The organism is Longimicrobium sp., assembly GCF_036280135.1.
In the GTDB taxonomy this organism is placed as follows: Bacteria; Gemmatimonadota; Gemmatimonadetes; order Longimicrobiales; family Longimicrobiaceae; genus Longimicrobium.
In genome coordinates, this window is sequence record NZ_DASURI010000348.1 from 1 (window position 1) to 11,390 (window position 11,390).

At 67.4% G+C, this 11,390-nt stretch carries 9 protein-coding genes and 1 pseudogene; 4 read left to right on the forward strand and 6 right to left on the reverse strand.

From position 1 onward, the window contains the following. A pseudogene (locus tag VFZ20_RS32740) lies at window positions 1-115 on the forward strand (IS110 family transposase); the annotation flags it as partial. Between the two features lie 236 nt (window positions 116-351). Here VFZ20_RS32740 and VFZ20_RS10950 read toward each other — a convergent pair. From VFZ20_RS10950 to VFZ20_RS10960, 3 genes are all read right to left on the reverse strand, one after another. Then, the gene (locus VFZ20_RS10950) at window positions 352-711 is read right to left on the reverse strand and encodes a VOC family protein (protein WP_329683912.1); all 360 of its coding nucleotides are present in this window, start codon (window positions 709-711) and stop codon (window positions 352-354) included. Between the two features lie 83 nt (window positions 712-794). Then, entirely contained in the window at window positions 795-1,322 is a 528-nt protein-coding gene (locus VFZ20_RS10955; protein ID WP_329683913.1) for a hypothetical protein, read from the reverse strand. Between the two features lie 37 nt (window positions 1,323-1,359). Further along, entirely contained in the window at window positions 1,360-2,730 is a 1,371-nt protein-coding gene (locus tag VFZ20_RS10960) for a solute carrier family 23 protein (protein WP_329683914.1), read from the reverse strand. 241 nt (window positions 2,731-2,971) lie between these two features. On the opposite strand from VFZ20_RS10960, the gene VFZ20_RS10965 reads away from it, so the two are divergent. The 3 genes from VFZ20_RS10965 to VFZ20_RS10975 all read left to right on the forward strand — a co-directional run bounded on the left by VFZ20_RS10965 (window position 2,972) and on the right by VFZ20_RS10975 (window position 6,207). Next, window positions 2,972-4,342, forward strand: coding sequence for an IS701 family transposase (locus VFZ20_RS10965; protein WP_329683915.1), 1,371 nt, complete (start codon window positions 2,972-2,974; stop codon window positions 4,340-4,342). Window positions 4,343-4,628: 286 nt separating this feature from the next. After that, window positions 4,629-5,897, forward strand: a complete 1,269-nt coding sequence (locus VFZ20_RS10970; protein WP_329683916.1) for a DUF1963 domain-containing protein — start codon at window positions 4,629-4,631, stop codon at window positions 5,895-5,897. Window positions 5,898-5,985: 88 nt separating this feature from the next. Beyond that, window positions 5,986-6,207: a hypothetical protein gene (locus VFZ20_RS10975; RefSeq protein ID WP_329683917.1), complete on the forward strand. Its 222-nt coding sequence runs from the start codon at window positions 5,986-5,988 to the stop codon at window positions 6,205-6,207. Between the two features lie 1,150 nt (window positions 6,208-7,357). Here VFZ20_RS10975 and VFZ20_RS10980 read toward each other — a convergent pair. The 3 genes from VFZ20_RS10980 to VFZ20_RS10990 form a co-directional block, all read right to left on the reverse strand. After that, window positions 7,358-7,588 (reverse strand): hypothetical protein, encoded by a 231-nt coding sequence (locus VFZ20_RS10980; protein ID WP_329683918.1) that lies wholly within the window; start codon window positions 7,586-7,588, stop codon window positions 7,358-7,360. 135 nt (window positions 7,589-7,723) lie between these two features. Next, a complete protein-coding gene (locus VFZ20_RS10985) occupies window positions 7,724-8,152 on the reverse strand; it encodes a hypothetical protein (RefSeq protein ID WP_329683919.1) in 429 nt (142 codons plus the stop codon). A 98-nt stretch (window positions 8,153-8,250) separates the two neighbouring features. Then, window positions 8,251-11,127, reverse strand: a complete 2,877-nt coding sequence (locus VFZ20_RS10990) for an FAD-binding and (Fe-S)-binding domain-containing protein (RefSeq protein ID WP_329683920.1) — start codon at window positions 11,125-11,127, stop codon at window positions 8,251-8,253. Between the last annotated feature and the right edge of the window lie 263 nt (window positions 11,128-11,390).

The following is an 11,390-nucleotide window of genomic DNA, read 5'->3' on the forward strand; positions in this document are numbered from 1 at the left end:
AGGGAAGCCATTCAAGGTTGCCATGATCGCGTGTCTTCGAAAGCTGCTCGTGATCCTGAACACGATGGCGCGCACGAATACACCTTGGAATCCGGCGATCGCGGCCACCGTCTGAAACACAGTTGCTGAGGAGCCGCCGCGTGGTCCCTGCCCGAACCTGATCTTTGGCGGCGACGAAGGATCTTGCCCGCGAAACTCTGCGGCGACCCTCGTGCACGAAAGCCGCGTTCGAGTTTCGCACACAAGATCCTTCGGTCGCGCCAAGGTTCTGTGTGCGTCCAGGTTACGCGCGGCGCTCCCTCAGGATGACGCTCCTCGGCCTCCATCCAAGGTTGGTATGGCGGCACCCTCTCAGGTGGACTCGTCCGGCTGCCACAGCTCGATGGGATTGCCCTCCGGGTCGTGGATGCGCGCGAAGCGGCCCACGCCCGGCATGTCCCACTCCGGGTTGGTGATCACCTCGATCCCCGCCGCGCGGAGCGTGTCGCACAGGCCGTCCAGGTCGTCCACGCGCAGGTTGAGCATCCACTGGCGATCCGCGGCGAAGTAGTCCGTGTCGGCCGCGAACGGCGCGAACACGCTGGGCCCCGCCTGCGTATCCCACTGGCCGTACGGCGCCGATCCCACGCCCAGGTGCTCGGCGTACCAGGCCTGCATCGCCTTTGGATCCTTCGCGCGGAAAAAGAATCCGCCGATCCCCGTCACGCCCATCTCGCCTCCTGGAAAGAATCAGGTTTCCGCGTTGCCCCGGATCGCCGAGGCATGTGTCGTCGCGACCGTCGCGGCGCGCTGCGTCACTTTCCCAAATCGAACGGGATCAAGGGAAGCTTTCCCGGCCCGCCCCACGCAAAGGGGAGCACCACGCGGTGCGGCTCCCGTGCAACCACGCGCACCACGACCTGCAGCTGCTCGGGGTTTTGCGCCCGATCGATCCCCGCCAGGCGCACGGTCGGCTTCACGGCACGGCCGGGCAGGACGTTGGTGTGGAACCCGCTCACGTACGACGCCAGCACGCGTCCGTCCCTGCCGAGCGCGATCTCGTCGACCAGCAGGTGGCTTCGCTCCGGCCCGGTGTTGCGGATCACCAGCGCGCAGATGAACGAGCGCGTCGCCGCCCCGTTCCCGTGCTCGTCCTGGCAGCCGACCAGCGAGACGGCGAAGTCTTCGCCGGCCATCACGGCGCCGGGCGGGGGCGGAATCCGCGTCCCGCGCGGCTCCGGCACCAGCTCCAAGCCCACCACCAGCCCGGCAAACGCGGCGCCCACCCGGAGAACGCGCCTTCTCCCGGGGAGCCAGGGCCGGGCCCGCAGCCTGTTCAGCATCGAACGCATCTCGTCCAACCCCCGCATGTGCAGGCCCTCAGTGCACGGCGGCGGCCGGCACGGGCTCGAGATCGGCGGCATCCCCGCCGGAATCCGCCGTGGCCAGGGCATCGTGGCGCTCCGCCGGGTCGCGCAGCAGCTGGTAGAGGAGGATGGCGCCGAACGTCGCCGTGCCGATGCCGGGAAGCGTGAACCCGCCCATCTTGAGCGCTAGGTCGCCCGCGCCCAAGGTCAGCGTGACGGCGGCCGTCACCAGGTTGCGGCTGTTGGAAAAATCGACGCGGTTCTGCACCCAGATGCGCCCGCCGGTGGCCGCGATCAGCCCGAAGAGGACCACGGACAGCCCGCCCAGCACGGGGCCGGGAATGGTCCCCACCAGCGCGCCGAACTTGGGCGACATCCCCATCACCACGGCCGCCGCGCCCGCCACCACGAAGATGAGCGTGGAGTAGATGCGCGTGACCGCCATCACCCCGATGTTCTCGGCGTAGGTGGTCACGCCCGTGCCGCCGCCGGACGCCGCCAGCATGCACGCCAGCCCGTCGCCCACGAACGCGCGGCCCAGGTGGCGGTCCAGCGACTGCCCCGTCATGGCGCCCACCGCCTTGATGTGTCCCAGGTTCTCGGCCACCAGCACCAGCGCCGCCGGGGCAAAGAGCAGCGCCACGTTCCAGCTGAACACGGGCCGCGAAAAGGTGGGAAAGCCGATCCACGCCGCGTCGCGCAGCGGTGCGAAGTCGATCACCGGCCCCATCCCCATCCCGTTGGCCAGCACCAGGTACAGCACGTAGCCGATGATGCCGCCCAGCAGGATGGGCACGCGGCGCAGCAGCCCCGGCGCGTAGACGGCCACGGCGCCCGTCGCCAGCACCGTCGCCAGCCCGACCCCCGTGTCGAACCCGCTGCCGCTGATGGACTTGACGGCCACCGGCGCCAGGTTCAGCCCGATCACCGCCACCACCGCGCCCGTGACGACGGGGGGCATCAGCCGCTCGATCCACCGGTACCCCGTCCCCATCACCACCAGGCCGATGAGGGCGTACAGCGCCCCCGCCGCGATGATGCCGCCCAGCGCCACGCCGATGTTGGGGTTGGGACCCTTTCCGGCGTACGCCGTGGCCGCCAGCGTGATGGGCAGAAAGGTAAAGCTGCTCCCCAGGTAGCTGGGCACCCGTCCGCCCACGACCACGAAGAACAGCAGCGTGCCGATCCCCGAGAAGAACACGGAGGTGTTGGCGTCGAAGCCCATCAGGATGGGCACCAGCACCGTGGCGCCGAACATGGCGAACACGTGCTGCAGCCCCACCACCATCGTCTGCCCCCACGGCAGCCGCTCCTCGGGCCCCACCACCCCGCCCGCGACGGGCGTCCAGCGGGGAAAAAACCGTTCGCGTGCGGGTGCGGGCATGGGAGGTCGCGGGGCGGAGGATGGGAGGTGCGGCAGGCGGGAATCACCAAGGAAGCACGCCGGATGCTGCCCGCGCAAGGCTGCCGTTGCGGAACGATGGCGATCGTCGTCCAGCGGCCTTCCGAGAGGGGGGTGGGAGGCCGATTCTCACCGAAGCGCGTCATCCTGAGCTCGACTTTGGCCTTTTCCGATGTCGAGCGGCGGATTTCCCCGTCGCCACCTACAAGTTTACATTGGGTGCATGTGTCTGACACCCACCGCCGCCGCTGCCGGATGGAGCGAGTTCGAAGCGCTCCTCCTCTCCTTTGCTCCGCTCTTCACCCAGCCGACCTTTGGCAATGCCCGGCAGCTGGTGATCGGTGCGCTCCTCTCCCCCGGCAGACGCACCGTCACCGCGGCGCTGCGCATCTCGGGGCTGGAGGCGAAGCACACCTTCGTGAACTACCATCGCGTCCTTTCCCGTGCACGCTGGAGTCCCCTGCAGGCCAGCCACATCCTCCTGCTGCTGCTCCTCATTGCCTTCGCCCTCCGCGGTCCGATCGTCATCGGCCTCGATGAGACGATCGAGCGGCGCTGGGGCAAGAAGATCGACAAGCGCGGCATCTACCGTGATCCCGTTCGCTCCAGCCGCGGCCACTTCGTCAAGGCGAGCGGGCTGCGCTGGATCTGCGTGATGCTGCTCGTGCGCGTGCCCTTTGCCGGGCGGGTCTGGGCCCTGCCCTTCCTCACCGCGCTCGCCCCGTCTGAGCGCTACGCGCAGCAGCGCGGCATCCGGCACAAGGCGATCACCGACTGGGGACGGCAACTGGTCAAGCAGGTCCGGCGTTGGGTGGCCGAGCGCAAGATCATCTTGGTCTGCGACAGCACCTATGCCGCCTACGAGTTCCTGGCCGGTCTGCGCCGCCATGTCATTGTCATCACGCAGATGCGCCTGGACAGCGGGCTTTACGCCCCCGCTCCCGAGCCTGCCGCCGGAAAGCGCGGCCGGAAGCGGCTCAAGGGGGAGCGCCTGCCCAGCCTGCGTGAGAGGCTGCACGATCCGACGACGGTCTGGCGGCGCATCCGCCTCCGCACGTGGTATGGCCGCACCGAGAAGACCGTCGAGATCACCACCTTCACGGCCGTCTGGTACTACAAGGGTAAACCCCCGATCTCTGGGCGATTCGTTCTCGTCCGCGACCCTGACGGCAAGCTCGAGTCTCGCGCCTACCTCTGCACCGATCCGTCACTGCGCGCCACGCGCATTCTCTCCTATTTCGTCCGGCGCTGGCAGATGGAGGTCACTTTCGCCGAGAGCCGCCGCCATCTCGGAGTGGAGACACAGCGTCAGTGGTCGCACAAGGCGATCGACCGCACCACACCTGTCCTGCTGGGCCTGTTTTCCATCGTTACCCTGCTCGGCCAGCGCCTTCACCGCTCCGGCCATCTCACACCCCGGCAGGCGGCATGGTATTCCAAGCAGGCGCTTTCTTTCAGCGACGCGATCGCGGCCGTGCGGCGCCAGCTCTGGCTGCACGAGAATATTTCCTACTCGCCGTACGCGGGCGACAACGCTAATAATCCAGACCCGCTGCTTCAACGCTGGGCCGACGCGCTTGCATATGCGGCCTGAGAAGGCCAAAGTCGAGCTGAGGAGCCGCCGCGCGATTTTCGCCTGTGCGGGGACCCTGGCGGCGACGAAGGATCTTGCCCGCGAAACGACAAGCCGGCCCTGCGGATGAACGCCGGCCTCCCGCTCCACCTCGTCTACGCGGCGCGTTGTCAGATGATGCGCGTCCGGCTACCATGCCGGGGATGCGGTTCGGCCGGAGCCCTGCGGATGACGAGGGATGGAGATGATGAGCGAGCGCATCCGCCGGGGTGGCGGCGAGATCCACCTTCCGGCCGCGGAGTAGCCGATGGGGGCCGGCAACGATCCCGATGCGCTGTTCCGCCGCTACCGGCGCGAGGCGGTGCTCCTGCACCAGCCCTGGCCGCCGCACGCCGGCCCGCCGACCAACAGCCACTTCGGCGGGCTTCCCCGGCTGCCTGAGAGCCACACGTGGCCGCGCACCTCCGGCGGCACGCCGCTCCACTTCATGGCCCAGATCGACTGCGCCGACATCCGCTTCACGACGGTGCTGCCGGAGCGGGGCGTCCTCTTCTTCTTTGGCCGGGGCGACCGGTACACCTGGAACCGCGAGGGCCCCGCCTCCGACACCTGCCGCGTGCTGTATGCGCTCGATGCCGGCGTGCGCACTCCGCTACGCCACCCGCCCGCGGACCTGCCGTCCCTGGAGAGTTCCCTGACGGAGTCGAACGTCCATTTTGGATGGCCCGTCGTGCCGCTCCCCTTCGACAGCTTTCCCGAAGAATCCGCCCTGCCCTATCCGGGCGAGCGGGACAAGGGGCTGTGGCGCCGCCTGCTCGACCGGTTCGTGCGCGGGGCCTCGGACGAGCCGGAGATCAGCGATGACGTGCGCGAAGCCTACGCCGAGCAGCTGGACGCCCGGCGTGCCGCCGCGCTGATGGCCGCCGCCGGCCTGCCGCGGACAAGCCAGTCCGTGCCCGGAGCGGGGCGCGATGCGGGCAGGACGATCTTCCACTTCGCCGCCTCCGGCGCGCAGAGCTTTCCGCAGTACTGGGCGTACATCCACCATCTCGCCCTGCGGTTCCTGGACATTCCGCGCAGCTACTCGCTCGGCGAGAAAACGCCGGGCGAGCGCGTCGCCAAGGCCGAATACTGGCTCGCACGCTCGCGCGAGGTGCCGCTCGAGCAACCGGTGGCGGAGGAGGACCGGCAGGCGCTGCGCGCGTGGCTGGCAGGTCTGGATGATCATCCCGTGCTCGTCTCCTACGCCGCCGCCGATACGCTCCGGTCCTTCGCGGGGGACCCCATCTTGGCGGCGCTGGTGCCCGACCACGTCTACGCCGCCTACGCGTCCTACTACTCCGGTTACGACGAGTTCAACCCGCACTTTTCTCAGATGCTCGGCCACGCCCCCGCCTGCCACCAAGCGCGCGACGTCGACGACCCGATCATCTGCCTGTTGAACATCGACGCCGACCGGGGGCTCGCGTGGGACGTTGCCAGCCTGAACGGCAAGGCCACCTTCTGGATCACCCCCGACGCCCTCGCCCGCCGCGACTTCAGCAAGGTCGTGGGCAGGCTCGACGGCCGGTCGTAGTCGAGAGAAGCGGAGACGGAATCCTCTGCCGGAGGCGCAAGAAACCAGGAGCGATGCCATGGGGATGGAAGGAACCACCCCCGCGCGCATGCTGGAGATGCTGTCGGACCGCTTCGGCGCTCTGGAGGCAGTCGCGTACTCCTCGATCAAGCTCTCCCGCTACGTCTCTGAGTGCGAGATGTCGATGGACCTGCTGGTCGCAGAGGCAGTGCTGGAGTTCGGCGAGGAGTTGCGCGACGCGCAGGAGGCCGTGGGTGCGTGGACTGAGGAGGTGCTAGGCCAAGGCTTCCGGCCAAGGCGTGAAGCGTGAGACGGCGATGTAGGCGTGAGACATCGGCGTCGCGAATGCCCGTGGGTGGATTGGTCGCCTTGCGCACAGTGTCGCGTGCAAAGCACGGTCCAGCCACCCAGCCCCCGCAGCGGATTTGCGGTTAAGGAGTGGTGCGCCCTGTCTCATCTAAACGCGCTCGTAGTCTCTCGATCTCGCGAGTGAGTTCCCGCTGACGGTGCCTGTCGAAGAGGAAGTTTGCAGAGAGGAAGACAATAAGTCCTGCAATACCCCAGATCATAAGCGAAATGGGAGCTAGCAGGGGCGCATCGGCGTGGCTGACAGTAGCACCCCCCCCGGAAGCGAGTTCAAACCTCGGGTGCCGGAGATCATCCATCAGTCTGACGGCCAGCATCGTACTCCGCACGCTATCTAGTTGAATCGCTATAGAATCTATGCTCTGTTGTACCTGCGATATGGAAGTGTCGGGAAGGTTCGGCAAAATCCGGCGAAGTTCGACGATCAATCCACGTGAGGATCGATCGAACCCTGTTAGTCCCGTCAATAGGGCGTGGATCTGGCCATCAGCCACCCTCATCTCGCTAGCGAAACGTGCTGAATCGCGCATACGGCTCTCGTGAATCAGGGTGAGCCGCTGTTCCATCCCTGCAAAGCGTTGATCGGAAGCGGAACGAAACCCTTGGAGATCATGCTGAAGGGATCGCGTGTAGAACATCCGCCAATTGCGCCCGCCACTAGAACACCTACTAAGACGAGAGCTACCACCCGGGGATGTTTATCTACATGTGGGAACGGATTAAGCCAATCCATTGTTGTCTCCAAGTGAGGTCGAACGGACCAGCGGCGATCCTCCAAACTACAGTAAACAGCATCAACCTCCAATGATTTCTTTCTCCACAACGCAACAAAATTCCTACGCGGGTTGGGGTCCGCCAGGGAGTGTCAGCAACTCGGCGTGTGCAGTAAGTGGCGTTTGTCGCAGAAGTCGCCCTCTGGTGGCGGCAGTTGAAGCCGGGGGCCACCACCAGCGCCTCCTCGCCCGCGTTGCGCACGGCGGGGAAGATCACGCGCTCGCCGACTCCCCGGCTCACTCCGTAATGGCCCTGCTCGAAGCCCAAAGATCTGGGCGACGATGCAATGGCAGCAGGCAGAGTCCGTGTTAGGTGATGCTCTAACGCCGTAGCTCGTCGATGAACATCCTTACGTTGATCCTCGAAGCCCGACCAATCTTCCTAATGATCGTAGCCGCAGTTTCATCCCCTACTTCCCGGTTCCACGCGGCAAAATCCTCTTCAGGAAACTCATCCCGGAAAATCTGTTGTACTTTGTGTTCCGCGCCCTCGATCTGATTGACCATGTTTGAGTTGACCAAGCAGGTTGCGATGATCGTGCTGCGTCTCATGTCTCTTCTTACTGTAAAAGGTTACTTCCAAGGTCTCACTCCGCAATCGCCAGCAACTCAGTCGTTGCGGTTATCGCGGCGGCCGGCGATCTGACCGTGACGGCTGAGGCCACGGTGCGGAGGGAGGTGCCCCGCTCATCCCGTCCCGGGCACGCAGGCCACGCGGATCGCCGTCACGCGTCCCGCGTCGTTGGTGCTGGGACCCATGTCCCAGTGCTCCAGAGCCCGGCCATACAGCGTATCCGACGCAGGCCGCACCCCCAGGATCAGCTCGGAGCCGCTAAAGCCCGTGTGGATGTGAACGTGGATGGTGTCCGCCGCGAGTGAATCGACGGCCCAGTACACATTTCTGCCCTGGCGCCCATCCTCCGGAATTCCCCCGTCGGCGCCGAGCCGCGTGGCATCCCACGTATTGGGCCGCCCCCACTCCCGTGCCTCCAGGCGCACCCGATCCGAGGCAAAGTACAGGCTCCGGGACGCGGGCTGCCCCGCCTCGTTATACAGCGCGTAGCATCCCACCAACTCGAGCGGCGGGAGCCGAACCGCCCGCGGCGAGGGCTTCACGCGCTCAGGCTTCACAGTCGCAGGCTTTGCAGCCGGCGGCGAGGACGTTCCGCAGCCGAAAGCCACCAGGGTTACGGCGAAAATCATCCACCTCATCTTCACTTCGCCATCGCCAACAGCTCCGCCGTGTGGAGGCTGCGGCGGTTGTCGCAGAAGTCGGCGATCTGGTGGCGGCAGCTGAAGCCGGGGGCCACCACCAGCGCCTCCTCGCCCGCGGCGCGCACGGCGGGAAACAGCACGCGCTCGCCGGCGGCCCGGCTCACTTCGTAGTGGCCCTGCTCGTAGCCGAACGAGCCCGCCATCCCGCAGCATCCGCTGTCCAGGATCGTGAACTCCAGCCCCTCCACGCGGGACAGCACCTGGCGCGTGGGCTCCATGCCGACGATCGCCTTCTGGTGGCAGTGGCCGTGGACCACGGCGCGGCGCTCCAGCCGGCCCGGCTTCCAGTCCGGCAGCCCGGCCAGGAACTCCTCCAGCGTCAGCGACGCGGCGGCCAGCGCCTTCGTGCGCCCGTCGCGCACCAGGTCCGGCAGCTCGTCGCGTAGGGTCAGGATGCAGCTGGGCTCGATGCCCACGACCATCGCGCCAGCTTCGACTTCCGGCGCCAGCACATCCACCAGGTTCTGCTGCAGGTCGCGCGCGTGGTCCAGCAGCCCCTTGGAGATGGCCGCACGGCCGCAGCACACCTGCTTTTGCGGCAGCTTGACGTTGAAGCCGGCGCGCGTCAGCACGAAGGCCGCGGCCTTTAGCGGCTCCGGGCCAAAGAAGTTGTTGAACGTGTCGTCCAGCAGGATGACGGTCGGTTTTTCCCCGCGGAAGATGTCGTTGATCCCCCGGAACCACTTTCGGAACGGTTGCGGCGCGAACGTCGGCATCTCGCGGCGGGGGTCGATGCCGCCCACCTGCTTGATCAGCCCCGAGAACATCTTGTTGCCGAAGTTGGCGAACCCCGGCGCGATGGACGCCGCCTTGGCCACGTCGTGGATCCGCCCAAAGAACTGCGACTTGCGGTCCGTGCCGTGCTCGCGGTGGTGCTGAGCCAGGAATTCCGCCTTGTAGCGCGCCATGTCCACGCCCACGGGGCACTCCGTCTTGCACGCCTTGCAGCTCAGGCACAGGTCCAGCGCCTCCAGCACCTCGTGGCTGCGCATCCCCGGCAGGTTGCCCTTCATGGCCTCGCGCAGCGAGTTGGCGCGTCCCCGCGTCGAATGCTGCTCCTCCAGCGTCACCATGAACGACGGGCACATGGTCCCCGCGTCCAGCTTTCGGCAGACGCCCATCCCGTTGCACTTCTCCACCGCCACGGCAAAGTCGCCGCCGTCGTTCGAATAATCGAACCACGTCTGCGGGGGATTCGCGCGATACGACTCGCCGAAGCGCAGGTTCTCGCTCATCCGCTGCACGGGCGGCACGATCTTGCCCGGGTTCATGCGGTTTTCCGGATCGAACACCTGCTTGACCTGTCGATGCAGGTCCATGATCTCCGGGCCGAACATGATGGGCAGGAACTCGGATCGCGACAGCCCGTCCCCGTGCTCGCCGCTGAGCGATCCGCCGAACTCCGCCACCAGCTCCGCCACCTCGTGGGCGATGGCCTGCATGCGGTGCACGTCCTCGCCACGCTTCAGATTCAGATCGACGCGGATGTGCAGGCACGCCTGCCCCGCGTGGCCAAAGAAGCCCAGCGTGGTCCCGTTGCGGTGGACGATCTCCTCGAAGCGCCGCGTGTAGGCGCCCAGCTTTTCCGGCGCGATGCCGGTGTCCTCCACGAATTCCTGCGGCTTGATGTCGCGATGCGATGTCGTTCGATACAGCAGCCCCGTCGCGGCCTGGCGCAGCGCCCACGCCGCGTTCTGCTCCGCGGCGGACAGGAAGACGCCGGCCGTTGGGCGCCCGGGCAGCGACGGAGCGCGGCGGGCGAAGTCGTGGGCGCGCTCGGCCACCTCGTCGGCCGTGTCGCCGCTGAACTCGCAGAACAGCACGCCCATGGCGTCCGGCGCCACCAGCGCGGCCGTGGGGCGGAACTCGAAGAGGTCGCGAGCGCCCTGCAGCACGCGCGAGTCCACGATCTCCAGCGCGCTCAGCCCCGGCTCGGGGAGGATGAACGGCGTTGCATCCATCGACGTGAACCGCTCGCTGAAGCTCAGCAGCACCAGCGCGCGCGCCGGCGGCACGGGGACGAGCCCCACGGTTGCCTCCACCACCGTCGCCAGCGTCCCCTCCGAGCCGACGATGAGGTGCGCCAGATTCAGCTCTGGCGCCTCGAGCATCGCATCGAAGTTGTAGCCGGATACACGGCGCGGCACCTTTGGATAGCGGTCGATGATGCGCGCCCGCTCCGGCTCCAGCACGGCCAGTACGCGCCGCGCCAGCTCGCCCTCCACGCCGCCCATCGCCCCGATGCGGTCACGCGCGACCGGCCCGAAGTGCGCGGACGCGCCGTTGCCCAGGATGCAGTCCAGCGTGTGCACGTGGTCGCCCGTCTTGCCGTAGACCAGCGACCGCGCCCCGCACGAGTTGTTGCCGATCATCCCGCCCAGGCAGCACTGGCGGATGGTGGCCGGGTCCGGCCCAAAGTGCAGCTTGTGCGGCGCCGCGATGCGGTTCAGCCGGTCCAGCCGAAGCCCCGGCTGCACCCGCGCGGTGCGGCGATCGGGATCGATCTCCAGCACCCGGTTCATGTACTTGCCAAAGTCCAGCACCAGCGCGGGCCCCACCGTCTGCCCGGCGAGGGCGGTGCCGCCGCCACGGGGCAGCACGGGCACGCCCGCCTCGGCTGCCAGGCGCGTGGCGGCCGCCACGTCCTCCGCGTCTTTCGGGACGACGACGCCCACGGGGAGGATCTGGTACAGCGACGCATCGGTGCTGTAGAGCAGGCGCGACTTGGCGTCGAAGCGCACTTCGCCCTGGATCGTTTCCTTGAGGGCGCGCTCCAGGCGGGCTCCCTTTGCGTCGACGGGCTGGATGACCTGCATCACGATGCGTTGGCTGGCCGGTTCGGTGCGGAGCGGGCGGACGCGGATGGACGTGCCGGCGGCCCCGGGATCTTCGGATTATAGCGCGGGGGAGGCGCAGCGGCACGGAGCGGGCCAGGGGGACGGCACGGGTGGGATTCGGCCGTGGATGGAGGGATCACGCGGCGGGCGGGGCGCCCCCCATCCCCGGCCCTTCCCCCATAAACGGCATGGGGGAAGGGAGAACTTCATCTCGGCATTCGGATGGTTCGAGCCGGCAGCGG

Bases quoted from the DNA above. Each gene is read 5' to 3' on its own strand.
- VFZ20_RS10980 (WP_329683918.1), bottom strand. From the start codon at position 7,588: ATGAGACGCAGCACGATCATCGCAACCTGCTTGGTCAACTCAAACATG.
- VFZ20_RS10990 (WP_329683920.1), bottom strand. From the start codon at position 11,127: ATGCAGGTCATCCAGCCCGTCGACGCAAAGGGAGCCCGCCTGGAGCGC.
- VFZ20_RS10960 (WP_329683914.1), bottom strand. From the start codon at position 2,730: ATGCCCGCACCCGCACGCGAACGGTTTTTTCCCCGCTGGACGCCCGTC.
- VFZ20_RS10950 (WP_329683912.1), bottom strand. From the start codon at position 711: ATGGGCGTGACGGGGATCGGCGGATTCTTTTTCCGCGCGAAGGATCCA.
- VFZ20_RS10965 (WP_329683915.1), top strand. From the start codon at position 2,972: ATGTGTCTGACACCCACCGCCGCCGCTGCCGGATGGAGCGAGTTCGAA.
- VFZ20_RS10975 (WP_329683917.1), top strand. From the start codon at position 5,986: ATGCTGGAGATGCTGTCGGACCGCTTCGGCGCTCTGGAGGCAGTCGCG.
- VFZ20_RS10970 (WP_329683916.1), top strand. From the start codon at position 4,629: ATGGGGGCCGGCAACGATCCCGATGCGCTGTTCCGCCGCTACCGGCGC.
- VFZ20_RS10955 (WP_329683913.1), bottom strand. From the start codon at position 1,322: ATGCTGAACAGGCTGCGGGCCCGGCCCTGGCTCCCCGGGAGAAGGCGC.